Source organism: Variovorax sp. GW823-FHT04F07 (assembly GCF_058795995.1).
The window spans coordinates 367,429-386,164 of the sequence record NZ_JBXAIG010000005.1; the positions used below are offsets into that span (position 1 = coordinate 367,429).

16 protein-coding genes are annotated in these 18,736 nt (G+C 67.7%); 11 read left to right on the forward strand and 5 right to left on the reverse strand.

Annotated features, from left to right (window positions below):
- Positions 1-26: 26 nt before the first annotated feature.
- Positions 27-827 carry an SDR family NAD(P)-dependent oxidoreductase gene (locus tag AC1RAA_RS23570; protein ID WP_492732197.1) on the forward strand — a complete coding sequence of 267 codons (801 nt, stop codon included), beginning with the start codon at positions 27-29 and terminating at the stop codon, positions 825-827.
- Here AC1RAA_RS23570 and AC1RAA_RS23575 read toward each other — a convergent pair whose 3' ends face one another.
- On the reverse strand, positions 828-1,787 hold the full coding sequence (locus tag AC1RAA_RS23575) for a LysR family transcriptional regulator (RefSeq protein ID WP_062480583.1): 960 nt from the start codon (positions 1,785-1,787) through the stop codon (positions 828-830).
- A 147-nt stretch (positions 1,788-1,934) separates the two neighbouring features.
- Here AC1RAA_RS23575 and AC1RAA_RS23580 point away from each other — a divergent pair, with 147 nt between their 5' ends.
- The 10 genes from AC1RAA_RS23580 to AC1RAA_RS23625 are packed head-to-tail and all read left to right on the forward strand — an operon-like array spanning position 1,935 to position 14,478.
- Positions 1,935-3,389 carry an aldehyde dehydrogenase family protein gene (locus AC1RAA_RS23580; RefSeq protein WP_492732195.1) on the forward strand — a complete coding sequence of 485 codons (1,455 nt, stop codon included), beginning with the start codon at positions 1,935-1,937 and terminating at the stop codon, positions 3,387-3,389.
- 37 nt (positions 3,390-3,426) lie between these two features.
- Positions 3,427-4,392 (forward strand): ABC transporter substrate-binding protein, encoded by a 966-nt coding sequence (locus AC1RAA_RS23585; protein WP_492732193.1) that lies wholly within the window; start codon positions 3,427-3,429, stop codon positions 4,390-4,392.
- 12 nt (positions 4,393-4,404) lie between these two features.
- Complete coding sequence (chvE, locus tag AC1RAA_RS23590) at positions 4,405-5,475, forward strand: multiple monosaccharide ABC transporter substrate-binding protein (protein WP_095743676.1); 1,071 nt, start codon at positions 4,405-4,407, stop codon at positions 5,473-5,475.
- Positions 5,476-5,507: 32 nt separating this feature from the next.
- Complete coding sequence (gene mmsA, locus AC1RAA_RS23595; RefSeq protein WP_492732252.1) at positions 5,508-7,034, forward strand: multiple monosaccharide ABC transporter ATP-binding protein; 1,527 nt, start codon at positions 5,508-5,510, stop codon at positions 7,032-7,034.
- A complete protein-coding gene (gene mmsB, locus AC1RAA_RS23600; protein ID WP_492732191.1) occupies positions 7,021-8,229 on the forward strand; it encodes a multiple monosaccharide ABC transporter permease in 1,209 nt (402 codons plus the stop codon). Before mmsA ends, mmsB begins: the two co-directional genes overlap by 14 nt.
- A 4-nt stretch (positions 8,230-8,233) precedes the next feature.
- A complete protein-coding gene (locus AC1RAA_RS23605) occupies positions 8,234-9,754 on the forward strand; it encodes a sugar ABC transporter ATP-binding protein (protein ID WP_492697970.1) in 1,521 nt (506 codons plus the stop codon).
- Complete coding sequence (locus AC1RAA_RS23610; RefSeq protein WP_492732189.1) at positions 9,751-10,785, forward strand: ABC transporter permease; 1,035 nt, start codon at positions 9,751-9,753, stop codon at positions 10,783-10,785. Before AC1RAA_RS23605 ends, AC1RAA_RS23610 begins: the two co-directional genes overlap by 4 nt.
- A complete protein-coding gene (gene yjfF, locus AC1RAA_RS23615) occupies positions 10,782-11,804 on the forward strand; it encodes a galactofuranose ABC transporter, permease protein YjfF (protein ID WP_492732187.1) in 1,023 nt (340 codons plus the stop codon). Before AC1RAA_RS23610 ends, yjfF begins: the two co-directional genes overlap by 4 nt.
- A 10-nt stretch (positions 11,805-11,814) precedes the next feature.
- Positions 11,815-13,551, forward strand: a complete 1,737-nt coding sequence (locus AC1RAA_RS23620; protein WP_492732185.1) for an IlvD/Edd family dehydratase — start codon at positions 11,815-11,817, stop codon at positions 13,549-13,551.
- A 9-nt stretch (positions 13,552-13,560) separates the two neighbouring features.
- On the forward strand, positions 13,561-14,478 hold the full coding sequence (locus AC1RAA_RS23625; protein ID WP_369631308.1) for a dihydrodipicolinate synthase family protein: 918 nt from the start codon (positions 13,561-13,563) through the stop codon (positions 14,476-14,478).
- Positions 14,479-14,516: 38 nt separating this feature from the next.
- Here the strand turns inward: AC1RAA_RS23625 and AC1RAA_RS23630 are convergent, their stop codons facing one another.
- From AC1RAA_RS23630 to cphA, 4 genes are all read right to left on the reverse strand, one after another.
- Complete coding sequence (locus AC1RAA_RS23630; protein ID WP_062480564.1) at positions 14,517-14,786, reverse strand: hypothetical protein; 270 nt, start codon at positions 14,784-14,786, stop codon at positions 14,517-14,519.
- A 148-nt stretch (positions 14,787-14,934) separates the two neighbouring features.
- Positions 14,935-15,423 carry a hypothetical protein gene (locus AC1RAA_RS23635; protein ID WP_307583190.1) on the reverse strand — a complete coding sequence of 163 codons (489 nt, stop codon included), beginning with the start codon at positions 15,421-15,423 and terminating at the stop codon, positions 14,935-14,937.
- 47 nt (positions 15,424-15,470) lie between these two features.
- Positions 15,471-15,887 (reverse strand): hypothetical protein, encoded by a 417-nt coding sequence (locus AC1RAA_RS23640; RefSeq protein WP_492732182.1) that lies wholly within the window; start codon positions 15,885-15,887, stop codon positions 15,471-15,473.
- A gap of 207 nt (positions 15,888-16,094) precedes the next feature.
- On the reverse strand, positions 16,095-18,662 hold the full coding sequence (cphA, locus tag AC1RAA_RS23645) for a cyanophycin synthetase (protein WP_159273939.1): 2,568 nt from the start codon (positions 18,660-18,662) through the stop codon (positions 16,095-16,097).
- Positions 18,663-18,736 lie beyond the last annotated feature (74 nt).

An 18,736-nucleotide genomic window follows, 5' to 3' on the forward strand; every position in this document is an offset into this window, starting at 1 on the left:
TCGATTGATATGTGTTTTGCAATGTCATGAGATGCCCCCTGGAGACCTTGTCCTTGAATTCCCCCCAGCTTTCCATCCATCCCAGCCTGAAGGGCCGCACCGTGTTCGTCACCGGCGGCGGCAGCGGCATCGGCGCGGCCATCGTCGCTGCTTTTGCGGCGCAGGGCGCGCGCGTGGCCTTCGTTGATATTGCAGAAGGTGCCAGCGCAGCGCTCGCCGCGCAGATCGCCGGGGCCGGCCACGCCGCGCCGTGGTGGCGCGCCTGCGACGTGCGCGACATCGGCGCGCTGCAGCAGGCCATGGCCGACGCGGCCGCCGAGCTCGGCGACTTCGCGGTGCTGGTCAACAACGTGGCGAGCGACGATCGCCACACGCTCGCATCGGTCACGCCCGACTACTACGACAACCGCATGGCCATCAACGAGCGACCGGCGCTGTTCGCGATCCAGTCGGTGGTGCCGGGCATGAAGCGCCTGGGCTTCGGTTCGGTGATCAACCTCGGCTCCACGGGCTGGCAGACCAAGGGCTCGGGCTACCCCTGCTACGCGATCGCCAAGTCGTCGGTGAACGGTCTCACGCGCGGGCTCGCGGTGGAGCTGGGCAAGGATCGCATCCGCATCAACACCGTCTCGCCCGGCTGGGTGATGACCGAACGGCAGGTGGCGCTGTGGCTCGACGAGGAGGGCGAAAAGGCGCTGCACCGCAACCAGTGCCTGCCCGACAAACTGATGCCGGAAGACATCGCGCGCATGGTGCTGTTCCTCGCGTCGGACGACGCGAAGATGTGCACCGCGCAGGAGTTCACGGTGGACGCGGGCTGGACCTGATCAGTCCATCTCGAGCTTGCGTCCGTAGACGCTCATGCTCGCCGTCTTCAGCGCCTTCATCATCACCTTCGCGGCCGGCGACAGCAGCCGGTCGGTGCGCGTGATGATGCCGAAGGCGTCCATGTGGCAGGGCATGTCCAGCGGCAGCAGCGACACGATGCCGTGCGCCGCGTAGTAGCGCGCCACGTCGGTCGCCAGCACCGCGACCATGTCGCTCTGCTGCAGCATGCGCGTGATGAACAGCAGCGCCGGGCTCTCGATGATGTTGCCCGGCGGCGCCAGGCCTTCCTCCTGGAACATCAGCTCGAAGCGGTGGCGCAGCACGCTGCCCGCGGGCGGCACGATCCAGCCGGCGCCCACCACGTCGCGCAGCGTGAGGCCGCTCACGCCCAGCAGCGGATGGCCGGGGCGCACCAGCGCGCACACGGGCTCCTCGGTGAGCGCCTCGTAGCGCAGCTGCGACTTGTCGTGCTCGGCGAACAGCCGCGCCACGAGGATGTCGAGCTTGCCCTGCTCGAGCCGCTCGAGCAGCACCGGGCTGGTCTCGATCTCCAGTGACACGCGCAGGTCGGGCTGCTCGCGCTTGACCATCGCCACGGCCGGCGGCATCAGCGTGAGGCCCGGCGCGGTGATGGCGCCCACGTTCACCTGGCCGAGGCGCCCGGCCTTCAACGCGGTGAGCTCGTCGTGCGCCTGGTTCAGGCTGGCCAGTGCCACGCGGGCGTGGCGGATCATGGTCTCGCCGTACCAGGTCGGGCGCATGCCGCGCGGCAGCCGCTCGAACAGCGGCACCTCGAGCACGTCTTCCAGGTCCTTCAGCAATTTCGACGCGGCGGGCTGCGTCATGTTGAGCACCTGCGCCGCGCGGTGGATGTTGCCTTCCTCGGCCAGCGCTACGAGCAACAGCAGCTGGCGGGTCTTGAGGCGGGCGCGGATGAACCAGTGGTTGTAGGTGTTCATGAAGAGGCTGCGAACGAAGGTCTGACGGGGTTTTCCAGAATCCACCGATTGATATGCATTTTGTCTAAAAAACGATTGGATCGATATCGAAATCATTCCTAGACTTCCGCCCCAGTCCCATAACAACAGAGACAAGGCAACGCCACGGTGATCCACGGCGAGCTTCGGCAGAGCGTGCGCCAGTACATCAACGGCCGCTGGGAAACCAGCGCGACCACCGGTGTCAGCGTCAATCCATCGGACACCAGCGAAGTGGTGGCCGAGTACGCACGTGCCGACCGGCGCCAGGTCGAGCTGGCGATCCGCGCGGCCAGCGAGGCCTTCGCGCACTGGAGCCACAGCACGCCGCAGCGGCGCGCCGACGTGCTCGACCGCATCGGCGCCGAGTTGCTCGCCCGCAAGGACGAGCTGGGCCTGCTGCTGGCGCGCGAGGTCGGCAAGACGCTGCCCGAGGCCGTGGCCGAGGTGGCGCGCGCCGGCCAGATCTTCAAGTTCTTCGCGGGCGAGGCCCTGCGCGGCGGCGGTGGCGAGAACGTGGCCTCGGTGCGCGCCGGCGTGCAGGTCGACGTGACGCGCGAGCCGGTCGGCGTGGTGGGCCTCATCACGCCGTGGAACACGCCCTTCGCGGTGCCGGCCTCCAAGATTGCCGCGGCGCTGGCGCATGGCAACAGCGTGGTCTTCAAGCCGGCCGAGCTGGTGCCGGCCTGCGGCTGGGCGCTCACCGACATCATCGGCCGCGCCACGCTGCCGGCCGGCGTGTTCAACCTCGTGATGGGCAGCGGCCGCGAAGCGGGCCAGGCGCTGGTCGACAGCCCGCTGGTCGATGCGCTGAGCTTCACCGGCTCGGCCGCCAACGGCGAACGCGTGCTGCAGGCCGCGGCCGCACGGCGCGCCAAGGTGCAGCTGGAGATGGGCGGCAAGAACACGCTCGTGGTGCTGGCCGACGCCGACCTGGACCGCGCCGTCGACTGCGCGGTGCAGGGCGCCTACTTTTCCAACGGTCAGCGCTGCACCGCATCGAGCCGCCTCATCGTCGAAGCCGCCGTGCACGACGCCTTCGTGGCGCAACTGCGTCAGCGCCTGAAGACGCTGAAGATCGGCCACGCGCTGGAACGCGGCATCGACATCGGCCCCGTGGCCGACGAAGAGCGGCTGGCGCAGAACCTCGCGTGGATCGACATCGCGCGCGAAGAGGGCGCAGAGCACGTGTGGGGCGGCGAGGCGCTGCAGCGCGCCACCGCCGGCCACTACATGAGCCCCGCGCTCTTCCTGGCCCAACCCGAACACCGCATCGCACGCGAAGAGATCTTCGGGCCGCTGGCCTGCGTGCTGCGCGCCGGCGACTACGACGAAGCGCTCGCGCTGTGCAACGACACGCCCTTCGGCCTGTGCGCGGGCCTCTGCACCAACTCGCTGAAGCACGCGATGCACTTCAGGCGCCATGCCGTGGTCGGCATGACGATGGTCAATCTGCCGACCGCGGGGGTGGACTTTCATGTGCCCTTCGGCGGCCGCAAGGGGTCGGGCTACGGGCCGCGCGAACAAGGGCGCCACGCCGCGGAGTTCTACACGACGGTGAAGACCGGCTACATGCTGGCCTGACCGAACACATCACAGACGCATCAAGAAGGAGACAACCATGACCATGAATCGCCGCACCCTCAACACCGCGCTCGCCGCCGCAGCCCTGGGCAGCATGCTGCCCGTGTCCGCCCTCGCGCAGAAGAAACTCGTGCTCGGCTTCGCGCAGGTGGGCGCCGAGAGCGAATGGCGCACGGCCAACACCGAGTCGATCAAGTCCTCGGCCAAGGAGGCGGGCATCGAGCTCAAGTTCTCCGACGCGCAGCAGAAGCAGGAAAACCAGATCAAGGCCATCCGCTCGTACATCGCGCAGAAGGTCGACGTGATCGCGTTCTCGCCTGTGGTCGAGTCGGGCTGGGAAACCGTGCTGCGCGAAGCCAAGGCCGCCAAGATCCCGGTGGTGCTGACCGACCGCTCCGTGAACACCAAGGACGACTCGCTCTACGTGACCTTCATGGGCTCCGACTTCACCGAGGAAGGCCGCAAGGCCGGCCGCTGGCTGGTCGAGAAGATGAAGGGCCAGAAGGGCGATGTGAACATCGTCGAGCTGCAGGGCACCGTGGGCTCGGCGCCGGCCATCGACCGCAAGAAGGGCTTCGAGGAAATCATCAAGGCCGACCCGAAGTTCAAGATCACCCGCTCGCAGACCGGCGACTTCACGCGCGCCAAGGGCAAGGAGGTGATGGAAGCCTTCCTCAAGGCCGAGGGCAAGAAGATCAACGTGCTCTACGCGCACAACGACGACATGGCCATCGGCGCGATCCAGGCCATCGAAGAGGCCGGCATGAAGCCCGCGAAGGACATCACCATCATCTCCATCGACGGGGTGAAGGGCGCCTTCGAAGCCATGATCGCCGGCAAGCTCAACGTGTCGGTGGAATGCAGCCCGCTGCTCGGGCCGCAGCTCATGAGCGCGGTGAAGGACATCAAGGCCGGCAAGACGCTGCCCAAGCGCATCGTGACCGAAGAAGGCATCTTCCCCATGGAAGTCGCCGCCAAAGAGTTTCCCAATCGCAAGTACTGAGGACCGACCGACATGAAACGCAACTTCCTCAAGGCCTCGCTCGCGGGCCTGGCCTTCGCCGTCGTCGGCTTCACGCCGCTGGCCCACGCGCAGGACAAGGGCCTGATCGCCATCTCGATGCCCACCAAGTCGTCGGCGCGCTGGATTGCCGACGGCGCGAACATGGTCAAGTACTTCAAGGACAAGGGCTACAAGACCGACCTGCAGTACGCGGACGACGACATTCCCAATCAGCTTGCGCAGATCGAGAACATGGTGACGAAGGGCTCGAAGGTCTTGGTCATTGCCGCCATCGACGGCACCACGCTGTCCGACGTGCTGCAAAAGGCTGCTGACAAGGGCGTGAAGGTCATCGCCTACGACCGGCTCATCAAGGGCTCGAAGAACGTCGACTACTACGCCACCTTCGACAACTTCCAGGTCGGCGTGCTGCAGGCGCAATCCATCGAGGCGGCGCTGGGCCTGAAGAGCGGCAAGGGCCCGTTCAACATCGAGCTGTTCGGCGGCTCGCCCGACGACAACAACGCCTTCTTCTTCTACAACGGCGCGATGTCGGTGCTCGATCCGTACATCAAGAGCGGCAAGCTCGTGGTGCGCAGCAAGCAGATGGGCATGGACAAGGTCGGCACGCTGCGCTGGGACGGCGCGGTGGCGCAGGCGCGCATGGACAACCTGCTGTCGGCCTACTACACGAAGGACCGCGTCGATGCGGTGCTGTCGCCGTACGACGGTCTTTCCATCGGCATCCTCTCGTCGCTCAAGGGCGTGGGCTATGGCTCGGGTTCGCAGGCGATGCCCATCGTGTCGGGCCAGGACGCCGAGGTGCCGTCGGTCAAGTCGATCCTGCGCAAGGAGCAGACCTCCACCGTGTTCAAGGACACGCGCGAGCTGGCCAAGGTGACGGTGGCGATGGTCGACGCCATGCTCTCGGGCAAGGCGCCCGAGGTGAACGACACCAAGACCTACAACAACGGCATCAAGGTCGTGCCCTCGTACCTGCTCAAGCCGGTGAGCGTGGACGGCTCCAACTGGAAGCAGGTGCTGGTGGACAGCGGCTACTACAAGGAAAGCCAGGTCAAGTGAGCCCGACCGGCGAAGCGCGCACGATCCTTGAGATGCGCGGGATCACCAAGACGTTCCCGGGCGTGAAGGCCCTGAGCAACGTCAACCTCGCCGTGCGCGCGGGGGAGATCCACGCGGTGGTCGGCGAGAACGGCGCGGGCAAGTCGACGCTCATGAAGGTCCTGAGCGGCGTCTACCCGTGCGACTCGTACACCGGCGAGATCCATTTCGAGGGCGAGCTGCGCCGCTTCAAGGGCATTGCCGACAGCGAGAAGCTGGGCATCATCATCATCCACCAGGAGCTGGCGCTGGTGCCGCTGCTGTCGATTGCCGAGAACATCTTCCTGGGCAACGAGATCGCGAGCGGCGGCGTCATCGACTGGTTCGCCGCTTATGCGAAGACGCGCGAGCTGCTCGCCAAGGTGGGCCTGAAGGAGCCGCCCACCACGCTGGTGACCGACCTGGGCGTGGGCAAGCAGCAGCTGGTGGAAATCGCCAAGGCGCTGGCGAAGGAGGTGAAGCTGCTGATCCTCGACGAGCCCACCGCGAGCCTGAACGAGAACGACAGCGATGCGCTGCTGGCGCTGTTGCTCGAGCTGAAGCGCCAGGGCATCGCGTCGATCCTCATCTCGCACAAGCTCAACGAGATCGCCAAGGTGGCCGATTCGATCACCGTGCTGCGCGACGGCGCGACGGTGGAAACCATCGACTGCCGCAGCGACCCGATCAGCGAAGACCGCATCATCCGCGGCATGGTGGGCCGCGACATGGAACACCGCTACCCGCAGCGCTCGCCGAAGATCGGCGAGACGGTGCTGGAGGTGCGCGACTGGCGCGTGCACCACGCGCTGCACGCCGACCGCGAACAGATCAAGGGCGTGAACCTGCAGGTGCACCAGGGCGAGATCGTCGGCATCGCGGGCCTCATGGGCGCGGGGCGCACCGAACTGGCGATGAGCGTGTTCGGCAAGTCCTACGGCCAGCGCATCAGCGGCTCGGTGCTGATGCACGGCCAGCCGGTGGACGTGAGCACCGTGCGCAAGGCCATCGACCACGGCATCGCCTACGTCACCGAAGACCGCAAGGGCCTCGGGCTGGTGCTGGAGGAAGGCATCCGAAAGAACATCAGCCTCGCGAACCTCGATGCGATTGCCGAACGCGCGGTGATCGACGACGGTCGGGAGTTCAAGGTGGCCAACGACTTCAGGAAGGCACTGAACATCCGCTGCTCGGGCGTCGAGCAGCTGGTGGTCAACCTGTCGGGCGGCAACCAGCAGAAGGTGGTGCTGAGCAAGTGGCTCTTCACCAAGCCGGAACTGCTGATATTGGACGAACCCACGCGCGGTATCGACGTGGGCGCCAAGTACGAGATCTACACCATCATCGACCAGCTCGCGAGCGAGGGCAAAGGCATTCTCATGATTTCTTCCGAACTGCCCGAGCTGCTGGGCATGTGCGACCGCATCTACGTGATGAACGAGGGGCGCTTCGTGGCCGAGTTCACCGCGGCCGAGGCGTCGCAGGAACGCATCATGCATGCGATCGTGAGCGCGGGGAGCTCTGTCCATGTCGCTGCCTGAAGCCAACGCGGTGCAGGGCGCCGCACCCGCCGCCACACCGAAGCTCCATGTAGGCTTCCTGAAGAACAACCTGCGCGAATACGGCATGCTGATCTCGCTGGTCGCGATCATGGTGCTGTTCCAGGTGCTGACCGACGGCACGCTCTTGCGGCCGCTGAACCTCACCAACCTGCTGCTGCAGAACAGCTACGTGGTCATCATGGCGCTGGGCATGCTGCTGGTGATCGTGGCGGGGCACATCGACCTGTCGGTGGGTTCGGTCTGCGGCTTCATCGGCGCGCTCGCGGCGGTGCTGATGGTGGAGTACGAGTGGCACTTCGTGCCGACGGCCCTCATCAGCATCGCAGCCGGTGCGGTGATCGGCGCCGCGCAGGGCTGGTTCGTCGCGTTCCGCAAGATCCCCTCGTTCATCGTCACGCTCGCGGGCATGCTGGTGTTCAAGGGGCTCACGCTGGCGCTGCTGGCGGGGCAGTCGGTGGGGCCGTTTCCGGTCGAGTTCCAGCGCCTGAGTTCGGGCTTCATTCCCGATCCGCTCGGTGGAGACACGCTGCGCACCACCTCGCTGATCGTGGGCGCGCTGGCGGCCGCGGCACTGGTGTTCTTCAAGCTGCGCGGGCGCGCCAAGCTCAAGGCGCATGGCATGGAGCAGGAGCCGTACGCCTTCTTCCTCGTGAAGAACCTGTTCTTCGCGGCGATCATTCTTTTCTTCAGCTACCTGCTCTCGACCTACAAGGGCCTGCCCAACGTGCTGGTGGTGATGGCGGTGCTGATCGTGGTGTACGACTTCGTCACCAACCGCACGACCATCGGCCGGCGCATCTATGCGTTGGGCGGCAACGAGAAGGCGGCGCGGCTGTCGGGCGTGAAGACGCAGCGGCTGGCGTTCCTCACCTTCGTGAACATGGGTGCGCTGGCGGCGCTCGCGGGCCTCGTGTTCGCGGCGCGCCTGAACACCGCCACGCCCAAGGCGGGCCTCGGCTTCGAGCTCGACGTGATCGCTGCCTGTTTCATCGGCGGCGCCTCGGCCTCGGGTGGCGTGGGCCGCGTGATGGGCGCGGTGATCGGCGCCTTCATCATGGGCGTGATGAACAACGGCATGTCGATCCTGGGTATCGGCATCGACTACCAGCAGGTCATCAAGGGGCTGGTGCTGCTCGCGGCGGTGTTCATCGACGTCTACAACAAGAACAAGTGAACGCATGACCGACAGCGGCGTCACCCCCGTGCTGGAGTTGCGGGGCATCCACAAGCAGTTCGCCGGCATCCCGGTGCTGAACGGCGTGCAGCTCAAGCTCTACCCGGGCGAGATCCATGCGCTCATGGGGCAGAACGGCGCGGGCAAGTCCACGCTCATCAAGGTGCTCACGGGCGTGCTGCCTTCGAGCGGCGGCGAGATGTTCCTGGGCGGCGAAGCCATCCGTCCCGCCTCGCCGCTGGAAGCGCAGAAGCTGGGCATCAGCACGGTCTACCAGGAGGTGAACCTGTGCCCGAACCTCTCGGTGGCGGAGAACGTGTTCGCGGGGCGCTATCCGCGCTGCGGCGCGCTGCAGGGCTTTCGCATCGACTGGGCGGCGGTGAACCGCCGGGCGTCGGAGCTGCTGGCGCGCATCGGGCTCGACATCGACGTGACGCGACTCCTGTCGAGCTATTCGGTCGCGGTGCAGCAGATGGTGGCGATCGCACGGGCGCTCGGCGTGTCGTCGAAGGTGCTGATCCTCGACGAGCCGACGTCGAGCCTCGATGACGATGAAGTCGAGAAGCTGTTCGAGGTGCTGCGTCGGCTGCGCGGCGAGGGCCTCGCCATCGTCTTCGTGACGCACTTCCTGAACCAGATGTACGCGGTGTCCGACCGCATCACCGTGCTGCGCAATGGCAACTGGGTGGGCGAGTGGAAGGCGGCGGACCTCGGACCGCAAGCCTTGATCGCGGCGATGCTGGGTCGCGAGTTGGCGGCGCAGTCGGCACGACCTGCCGCGCTGCCCGCGTTCGATGAAGCAGCGCCCGCGCTCCTGCAATCCGAAGGACTGGGGCAGGCCGGCCAGTTGCAGGCCACCGATCTGCGCGTGCGTGCCGGCGAGGTCGTCGGCATCGCCGGCCTGCTTGGCGCGGGCCGCACCGAACTGGCGCGCCTGCTGTTCGGCCTCGAATCGCCCGACCGTGGCGTGCTGAAGATCGACGGCCGCTCCGTCAGCTTTTCGAACCCGGCCGATGCGATCCGCGAAGGCCTTGCGCTGTGCCCTGAAGAGCGCAAGACCGACGGCATCGTGGCCGAGCTGTCGGTGCGCGAGAACATCGCGCTCGCGCTGCAGGCCCGCCTGGGCACGCGGAAGTTTCTTTCGCATGCCGAGCAGACTGCGATGGCCGAGCGCTTCGTCGCCTCGCTGGGCATCAAGACCGCCAGTGTCGAAACGCCCATCGGCCTGCTCTCGGGCGGCAACCAGCAGAAAGCCATGATCGCGCGCTGGCTCGCGACCGAGCCGCGTCTGCTGATCCTGGACGAACCCACGCGCGGCATCGACGTGGCTGCCAAGCAGGAAATCATGGAAGAGATCCTGCGGCTCGCGCGCGCCGGCATGGCGGTGATCTTCATCTCGTCGGAGATGAGCGAGGTGGTGCGCGTGGCGCACCGCATCGTGGTGCTGCGAGACCGGCAGAAGGTGGGCGAGCTGCCGGGCGGCTCGACCGAGGACGAGGTCTACGAAATGATCGCTGCAGCATGAACCGCCTTTCGTCCCTCATGAGCCACCGGCTCGCCTGGCCCGTCATCACGCTGCTGTTGCTGCTCGCCATCAACACCGCATTCAACGCGAGCTTCCTGCACCTCGAATGGCGCGACGGCCATCTCTATGGCAGCCTCATCGACATCGTGAACCGCGCGGCGCCGCTGGTGCTGGTCTCGCTCGGCATGACGCTGGTGATCGCCACGCGCGGCATCGACATCTCGGTGGGCGCGGTGGTGGCCATCGCGGCGGCGGTCGCGGCCTGGATGATCGGCGGCTCGGTGTCCAGCGACGTGAGCCGCTTCCCGATGCCGCTCGCGATCCTCGCGGCGCTCGGTGTCGCGCTGCTGTGCGGCCTGTGGAACGGGTTGCTGGTCGCCAAGGTCGGCATGCAGCCGATCATCGCGACGTTGATCCTCATGGTGGCGGGGCGCGGCATCGCGCAGCTGGTCGCGGATGGGCAGATCATCACGATCTACTACAAGCCCTTCTTCTTCCTCGGCAGCGGCTACCTGCTGGGGCTGCCGTTCTCGCTGTTCATCGTGGCGGCGGTGTTCGCGCTGCTGTACCTGGCGATCACGCGCACGGCGCTCGGTCTGTTCATCCAGGCCGTGGGCATCAACCCGACGGCCGCGCGTGTCGCGGGCATCCAGGCGCGGCGTCTCGTCGTCGGCGCGTATGCGTTCTGCGGCGTGTGCGCGGGCGTGGCGGGTTTGTTGATCAGCTCGAACGTGAAGAGCGCGGACGGCAACAACGCCGGCCAGCTGCTGGAGTTGGACGCGATCCTCGCGGTCACGCTCGGCGGCACGGCGCTCACGGGTGGGCGCTTCAGCCTCGTGGGCAGCGTGATCGGCGCGCTCATCATCCAGACGCTCACCTACGCGATCTATTCGCTGGGCGTGCCGCCGGAGATCAACCTCGTGGTGAAGGCGGTGGTGGTGTTCGTGGTGATGCTGATGCAGTCGCCGGAGTTCCGGGCGGAGGTTCGCACGCTGGTGCAGCGGCCGGTGCATGACGGGAGCAGGGCATGAGCGCAGTGATCGAGGCCGCACCCTCGGCCCCACCCGCTCCCGCGCGTGGGAGCAGGGCAAGGCTCAATCCGAAGTACCTGCCGCTGACCGCGACCATCTCGCTGTTCGTGCTGATGGCGACGCTGGGCTCGGTGTTCTACGACGGCTTCTTCTCGGCGCAGGTGTTCCTCAACCTGCTGATCGACAACGCCTTTCTGATCGTCGTCGCGGTCGGCATGACCTTCGTGATCCTCTCGGGCGGCATCGACCTCTCGGTGGGCTCGGTGATCGCGCTCACGACGATGGTGTCGGCCTCGCTGGTCGAGAAGCACGGCTGGAGCCCGGCGGTCGTGATTCCGCTGGTGCTGGCGATGGGCACGGCCTTCGGCGCGTTCATGGGCCTGCTCATCGAGCGCTTCCGGCTGCAGCCCTTCATCGTCACGCTGGCGGGCATGTTCCTCGCGCGGGGGCTGTGCTACCTCATCAGCATCGACTCGATCAGCATCACGAACGCCTTCTACTCGGAGGTCTCGCAGATCCGCATTCCGATCTGGGGCGAGGCCTCGGTGTCGGTCAGCGCGGTGATCGCCATCGCCGTGCTGCTGGCCGCGATCTTCATCGCGCATTGCACGCCGTTCGGGCGCGCGGTGTACGCCATCGGCGGCAGCGAGCATTCGGCCATGCTCATGGGCCTGCCGGTGCGCCGCACGCTCGTGGGCGTGTACACGCTCTCGGGTTTCTGCTCGGCGCTGGCGGGCGTGATCTTCACCTTCTACATGCTCTCGGGCTACGGCCTGCATGCGCTCGGTCTGGAGCTCGATGCCATCGCGGCGGTGGTGATCGGCGGCACGCTGCTCACCGGCGGCGTGGGGTACGTGGCGGGCACGCTCTTCGGCGTGCTGATGCTCGGGATCATCCAGACGCTGATTTCCTTCGACGGCACGCTGAGCTCGTGGTGGACGCGCATCGTGGTCGGCGCGCTGCTCTTCGTGTTCTGCCTGCTCCAACGCTTCTTCACCTCGCGCGCCCCGCGCCGCTGACCACTTCCCCATGACAAAGAAACTGCGCTCGACCGAATGGTTCGGCTCCGCCGACAAGAACGGCTTCATGTACCGCAGCTGGATGAAGAACCAGGGCATCCCGGACCACGAGTTCGACGGCCGCCCCATCGTCGGCATCTGCAACACCTGGTCGGAACTCACGCCGTGCAACGCGCACTTCCGCAAGATCGCCGAGCACGTCAAGCGCGGCATCTCGGAGGCGGGCGGCTTCCCGGTCGAGTTCCCGGTGTTCTCGAACGGCGAATCGAACCTGCGGCCCACCGCGATGCTCACGCGCAACCTCGCGAGCATGGACGTGGAAGAAGCCATTCGCGGCAACCCGGTGGATGCGGTGGTGCTGCTCACGGGCTGCGACAAGACCACGCCCGCGCTGCTGATGGGCGCGGCCAGCTGCGACATCCCGGCCATCGTGGTCACGGGCGGGCCGATGCTCAACGGCAAGCTCGACGGCAAGGACATTGGCTCGGGCACGGCCGTGTGGCAGCTGCACGAATCGCTGAAGGCGGGGGAGATCAATCTGCACCAGTTCCTCTCGGCCGAGGGAGGCATGTCGCGCTCGGCGGGCACCTGCAACACGATGGGCACGGCCTCCACCATGGCCTGCATGGCCGAGGCGCTGGGCACTTCGCTGCCGCACAACGCGGCGATTCCGGCGGTCGATGCGCGGCGCTACGTGCTGGCGCAGATGTCGGGTGCGCGCGCGGTGCAGATGGCCAAGGACGGGCTCACGCTGTCGAAGATTCTCACGCGCGAGGCCTTCGAGAACGCGATCCGCGTGAACGCGGCCATCGGCGGATCGACCAACGCGGTGATCCACCTGAAGGCGATCGCGGGGCGCATCGGCGTCGAGCTCGAACTGGAAGACTGGACGCGCATCGGCAGCCACACGCCGACCATCGTGGACCTCATGCCTTCGGGGCGCTTCCTGATGGAAGAGTTCTATTACGCGGGCGGCCTGCCCGCCGTGCTGCGCCGCCTCGGCGAGAACGGGCTGCTGCCGCACCCCGGTGCGCTCACCGTCAATGGCCAATCGCTCTGGGACAACGTGCGCGAGGCGCCGAGCCTCAACGACGAGGTGATCCGCCCGCTCGACAACCCGCTGATCGCCGACGGCGGCATCCGCATCCTGCGCGGCAACCTCTCGCCGCGCGGCGCGGTGCTCAAGCCCTCGGCCGCCACGCCCGATCTGCTCAAGCACCGGGGCCGCGCCGTGGTGTTCGAGAACCTGGAGCACTACAAGGCACGCATCGTCGATGAAGACCTCGACATCGACGCGAGCTGCGTGATGGTGCTGAAGAACTGCGGCCCCAAGGGCTACCCCGGCATGGCCGAGGTGGGCAACATGGGCCTGCCGCCGAAGCTGCTGCGCCAGGGCGTGAAGGACATGGTGCGCATCTCCGACGCGCGCATGAGCGGCACGGCGTACGGCACGGTGGTGCTGCATGTCGCACCCGAAGCGGCCGACGGCGGGCCGCTCGCGGCGGTGCGCGATGGCGACTGGATCGAGCTCGATTGCGATGCGGGGCGGCTGCACCTGGACATCAGCGACGAGGAACTGGCGTCGCGGCTCGCTTCGTTGTCCGCATCCGATGCGCAGCCGATGAGCACGCGCGGCGGCGGCTACCAGAAGCTCTACGTGAACCACGTGCTGCAGGCCGATGAAGGTTGCGATTTCGATTTCCTCGTCGGTTGCCGCGGCGCCGCCGTTCCCCGCCACTCCCACTGACCCCACACCATGACCCCCCGATACCGCGGCATCTTCCCGGTGGTGCCCACCACCTTCACCGAACAGGGCGCGCTCGATCTCGAAAGCCAGAAGCGCTGCGTCGATTTCATGATCGACGCGGGCTCCGACGGGCTGTGCATCCTGGCGAATTTCTCCGAGCAGTTCGTGCTGTCCGACGAGGAGCGCGAGGTGCTCACGCGCACGATCCTCGAGCACGTGAAGGGCCGCGTGCCGGTGATCGTGACCACCACGCACTACAGCACCCAGGTCTGCGCCGAGCGCAGCCGCCGCGCGCAGGACATGGGGGCGGCGATGCTGATGGTGATGCCGCCGTACCACGGCGCGACTTTCCGCGTGCCCGAGCCGCAGATCTACGAGTTCTACGCGCGGCTCTCGGATGCGGTGACGATTCCGATCATGATTCAGGACGCACCCGCGAGCGGCACGGTGCTGTCGGCGCCGTTCCTCGCACGCATGGCGAAGGAGATCGAGCAGGTCGCGTACTTCAAGATCGAGACGGCCGGCGCCGCGTCGAAGCTGCGCGAGCTGATCCGCCTGGGCGGCGATGCCATCGAAGGGCCGTGGGACGGCGAAGAAGCGATCACGCTGATGTCCGACCTCGATGCCGGTGCGACCGGTGCGATGACCGGCGGCGGCTATCCCGACGGCATCCGCCCGATCATCGAGGCGCACCGTTCAGGCGACCGCGACCAGGCCTTCGCGCTGTACCAGCGGTGGCTGCCGCTCATCAACTGCGAGAACCGCCAGGCGGGCCTGCTGGCCTGCAAGGCGCTCATGAAGGAAGGCGGCGTGATCGCCTGCGAAGCGCCGCGGCACCCGCTGCCCGCGCTGCATCCCGAGACGCGCGCCGGCCTCATCGAGACGGCGCGGCGGCTCGATCCGTTGGTGTTGCGCTGGGGGAAGTGAAAAGGCGGGCCCGAGGGCCGGGCCGCCATGGGACGGGCTCAGGAAGCGGCGCTGTTGCCCGCTTCGAGCTCGGTGACTTGCAGCGAGAGATCGAACAGCTTGGACTTGCTGGCGTAGTAGCGGTCCAGGCGCCACTCCTTCAGGATGTCCATCGCAAGCTGGAAGCTCTTGTAGTCGAGGCTGTAGAGCGTGATCAACTCGAAGCTGCGTTCGGCTTCGAGCGCCAGCACGAGTTGGGCAAGGATCTTGGCCGATTCGTTGGCCGGGTCCGTTTCAATGAATCGGCGAGCGACCTTGATGGCATTCATGGGAAAGTGTTCCTCGGTTGGCAGGGACCGGGAACTATAGCTAGCACATGCCTGTATTTTGTGACGATTTGATGACAAACGAGGGCATCGCCCGCGAACGTGTCGTCGGTGTTATCACCGAGGCGCATTCCGGGCGATGCGCACCGGGTCACTGCACCGGCACGGGGCGTGGCATGGGCATCGGCATCGGTTCCGCAGGCATCGGTGCCGGCATCGGGGCGGCCATCGGCGGCGGCAGCGTGGCGGCCGGTATGTTCACCACGCGGGTCGAGACCGATTCGCGGATCACGCCGCCACCCATCACGCTGCCATCGACATTGCTGCGGATGTTGCCTGCGCTGCCCAGCACGCGGGCTTCGCAGTCGGCACGCTCGGCCGGCGGCTGCAGGCCGCAGCGGGCCACGGCGTTGGCGCGGTAGTCGGGCGCGGAGGTGAGGCCGCCGCGCGCCGCGGCCTGGCGCGCGGCCCCGGCTTCGCGGATGCAGGCGGCACGGTCCTGCTGGTTGTGGCCGCAGACCGCAATCTCCTGCTGGTAGGTGCTGCCGCCGTCGCCCCGGGCGGCCGTGGCGATGGTGGTGGTGGCCAGCCCGCTGAGTGCGAGCAGGGCAAAGATCATCGAACGCGCATTGTTTGGCATGGTGTGCTCCTTGTTGGCGTATCGGGGTGAAGGCCGGCCTCGCTCGGTCAGCGCGCCGGCTGCACGGGCTGCGGCGGCAGCGGGGTGACGGTTTCGCGGATCACGCCGCCGCCCATCACGCTGCCTTCGGTGGAGGTGCGTGCACCGCCGCGGATGCGCGCTTCGCAATCGGCGCGGTCGGCCACGGGTTGTTCGCGGCAGCGTGCGAGCGCGTTGGCGTCTTCGCGTTCCGCACCGGGGGTGGTCAGGCCGTGGCGACCGGCTTCCTGGCGCGCGGCGCCGGCTTCGCGCAGGCAGGCCGCGCGGTCCTGTTGCACGCCGTCACAGGTGGCGCGTTCCTTTTGCATCCGCGCGTCGCTGCCGGGCGCCTGGGCCGAGGCCAGCGGCGCACAGGCCATGAAGAAGCCGCCGACGGCCACGAGGGCAGCGGTTGAAAGCGTGGAACGGAAGGTGTGGGTCGTCATCGGGGCTCCTGAAGGGGCGCGCCGTGCGAACAGAAAACAGAAAACAAAAGAACGCAGGGCGCGACCGGTGACCCAGTGTGGGCCGGCCGGTGGCGCGGGGCTGTGGGACAAGCCGCACGCCGTGGAGCGGGCCGGACGCGCCCCTGCGTGTGGGACACGTCCGTCAGCGCAAGGAGGGCGGGCCTCCTGCGCTGCGGGGCGGGCGGATCAGCCCTGCGCGATGCGCTGCGCGAGGTGGGCCAGCGCCTCTTCGACCTGGTCGACGAGGATGAGCGACAGGTCGCCCGGCTGCAGCCGCGCCAGCGCGGCGTCGATGGCGACGAACTCGCCGCGGATCTCGTCGATCTGGCGCGTGCGCGAGGCGCCCTGCAGGCCCTGGCGCAGCAGCGCCATGACTTCGCCGTCGGCCCGGCCGCGCTGCGCCGCGTCCTGGTACAGGATCACGTCGTCGAAGGCCTGGCCGAGGATCGCGGTCTGGTCGCGGATGTCGGAGTCGCGCCGGTCGCCCGCGCCGCTGATGACCACCGAACGCTTGTTGGCGGGCATGGTGTCCACGGCCGACACCAGCGCCTTCATGGCGTCGGTGTTGTGGCCGTAGTCGGCGATCACGGTGGCGCCGCGGTAGTCCATGACATTGAAGCGCCCGGGCACGCCGGCCGCGTCGTTCATGAAGCTCGACAGGCCGCTGCGGATGGTGTCCCAGTCGAGGCCCACGGCCCACGCGGCGGCCACCGAGGCCATCACGTTGTCGACCTGGAAACCGATGGTGCCGCCGCGCGTGATGGGCACGTCGCGCAGCGCGATGCGTTCGCGCCACGAGCCTTCGGCGGCCACCAGCGTGTCCTGGTCGACGTACACGGTGCGCTTGCCCTGTGCGCGGTGCGTGGCCATCACCGGGTGCATGCGGTCGGCGGTGAAGAAGATCACGTTGCCGGGACAGCCCGCCGCCATGGCGGCGACGTTCACGTCGGCCGCGTTGAGCACCGCGTAGCCGTCAGGCGCCACGTTGCGCACGATCACGCGCTTGAGCACCGCCAGGTCTTCGACCGTGGTGATGTAGTTCAGGCCCAGGTGGTCGCCGCTGCCGATGTTGGTGACCACGGCCACCTCGCAGCGGTCGAAGCCCAGGCCCTCGCGCAGCACGCCGCCGCGGGCCACTTCGAACACGGCCGCGTCGACGTCGGGGTGCATCAGCACGTTGCGCGCGCTCTTGGGGCCGCTGCAGTCGCCGCTGTCGGTCTGGCGGCCGTTGACGTACACGCCGTCGGTGTTCGTCATGCCGGTGCGCAGGCCGCTGGAGGCAATGATGTGGTTGATCAGGCGCGCGGTGGTGGTCTTGCCGTTGGTGCCGGTGACGGCCACCACGGGAATGCGGCCGTCGTCGCCGGGGGCGAACAGCGTGTCCATCACCGCCTCGCCGACCGCGCGGCCGCGGCCGAACGAGGGCGAGATGTGCATGCGCAGGCCGGGCGCGGCGTTCACTTCGACCACGCCGCCGTGCTGTTCCTCGAGCGGGCGCAGCACGTTCTCGCAGACCATGTCGACGCCGCAGATGTGCAGGCCGACCATCTGCGCCGCATCGACGGCGCGCGCGGCCACTTCGGGGTGCACGGTGTCGGTGACGTCGGTGGCGGTGCCGCCGGTCGAGAGGTTGGCGTTGTTGCGCAGCACGACGCGCTGGCCCAGCTCGGGCACGCTCTCGGGCGTGAGGCCCTGCGACTCGAGCCGGCCGATGGCGATGTCGTCCAGGCGGATCTTGGTGAGCGAGGTGGCGTGGCCCTCGCCGCGGCGCGGGTCGAGGTTCACGGTGTCGACCAGCTGGCGCACGGTGGAGCTGCCGTCGCCGATCACCTGCGGCGGGTCGCGCCGCGCGGCGGCCACGAGGCGGTCGCCCACCACCAGCAGGCGGAAGTCGAAGCCGGGCAGGAATTTCTCGACCATCACCTCGCCGTACACGGCGGCCGAGTCGTAGGCCGAGGTCAGCTGCTCGCGCGTGGTGATGTTCACCGTCACGCCCTTGCCCTGGTTGCCGTCCTGCGGCTTGACCACGACCGGCAGGCCGATTTCTTCCGCGGCGGCCCAGCCGTCGTCGGCGCTGGACACGGGGCGGCCCAGCGGCACCGGCACGCCGGCGGCGTTGAGCAGCTGCTTGGTGAGTTCCTTGTCCTGCGCGATCGATTCGGCCACGCCGCTGGTGCTGTCGATCTCGGCGGCCTGGATGCGGCGCTGCTTGGAGCCCCAGCCGAACTGCACCAGGCTGCCGCTGGTGAGGCGGCGGTACGGAATGCCGCGCGCCACGGCGGCGTCGACGATGGAGCCGGTGCTCGGGCCCAGGCGCTCCGACTCGTCGAGGTCGCGCAGCTCGGTGATGGCGGCGTCGGCGTCGAAGGCGGTGTCGGCCAGCGCGGCCTGGATCAGTTCCTCGGCCAGGGCGAGGGCGCGGCGGCCCACGTCTTCCTCGGTGTACTGCACGGTGACCTGGTAGACGCCTTCTTCGGTCGTGGGCGCGGTGTTGCCGAAGTTGACGGCGCAGCCGGCCTGGGCCTGCAGCGCCACGGCGGCGTTCTCGAGCACGTGGGCCAGCGCCAGCGGCTGGCCGAGCACCATCGGGTGCAGCTCGCCGATGGTCGGGAAGCGGGCGCGCAGGCGGGCTTCGAACCCGTCGAGCTTGCCGACGGCGTTCTCGTCGCCTTCGCAGGCCACGACGGCCTCGATGGTGGTGTGGCGGCTCCAGAGATTGGGGCCGCGCAGGGCGCGGATGCGGGTGACTTTCATGGCACGAAGTTCTTATTCAAGGAACACCGTGGAACCGGCTTTGCCGGGCCACTGGTGTTGCCCCCGGGAGGGGG

Excerpts from the sequence above, each read along its gene's own strand:
- AC1RAA_RS23570 (WP_492732197.1), top strand. The coding sequence starts at position 27 with ATGAGATGCCCCCTGGAGACCTTGTCCTTGAATTCCCCCCAGCTTTCC.
- AC1RAA_RS23575 (WP_062480583.1), bottom strand. The coding sequence starts at position 1,787 with ATGAACACCTACAACCACTGGTTCATCCGCGCCCGCCTCAAGACCCGC.
- AC1RAA_RS23585 (WP_492732193.1), top strand. The coding sequence starts at position 3,427 with ATGACCATGAATCGCCGCACCCTCAACACCGCGCTCGCCGCCGCAGCC.
- chvE (WP_095743676.1), top strand. The coding sequence starts at position 4,405 with ATGAAACGCAACTTCCTCAAGGCCTCGCTCGCGGGCCTGGCCTTCGCC.
- mmsA (WP_492732252.1), top strand. The coding sequence starts at position 5,508 with ATGCGCGGGATCACCAAGACGTTCCCGGGCGTGAAGGCCCTGAGCAAC.
- mmsB (WP_492732191.1), top strand. The coding sequence starts at position 7,021 with ATGTCGCTGCCTGAAGCCAACGCGGTGCAGGGCGCCGCACCCGCCGCC.
- AC1RAA_RS23605 (WP_492697970.1), top strand. The coding sequence starts at position 8,234 with ATGACCGACAGCGGCGTCACCCCCGTGCTGGAGTTGCGGGGCATCCAC.
- AC1RAA_RS23610 (WP_492732189.1), top strand. The coding sequence starts at position 9,751 with ATGAACCGCCTTTCGTCCCTCATGAGCCACCGGCTCGCCTGGCCCGTC.
- yjfF (WP_492732187.1), top strand. The coding sequence starts at position 10,782 with ATGAGCGCAGTGATCGAGGCCGCACCCTCGGCCCCACCCGCTCCCGCG.
- AC1RAA_RS23620 (WP_492732185.1), top strand. The coding sequence starts at position 11,815 with ATGACAAAGAAACTGCGCTCGACCGAATGGTTCGGCTCCGCCGACAAG.
- AC1RAA_RS23625 (WP_369631308.1), top strand. The coding sequence starts at position 13,561 with ATGACCCCCCGATACCGCGGCATCTTCCCGGTGGTGCCCACCACCTTC.
- AC1RAA_RS23630 (WP_062480564.1), bottom strand. The coding sequence starts at position 14,786 with ATGAATGCCATCAAGGTCGCTCGCCGATTCATTGAAACGGACCCGGCC.
- AC1RAA_RS23635 (WP_307583190.1), bottom strand. The coding sequence starts at position 15,423 with ATGCCAAACAATGCGCGTTCGATGATCTTTGCCCTGCTCGCACTCAGC.
- AC1RAA_RS23640 (WP_492732182.1), bottom strand. The coding sequence starts at position 15,887 with ATGACGACCCACACCTTCCGTTCCACGCTTTCAACCGCTGCCCTCGTG.
- cphA (WP_159273939.1), bottom strand. The coding sequence starts at position 18,662 with ATGAAAGTCACCCGCATCCGCGCCCTGCGCGGCCCCAATCTCTGGAGC.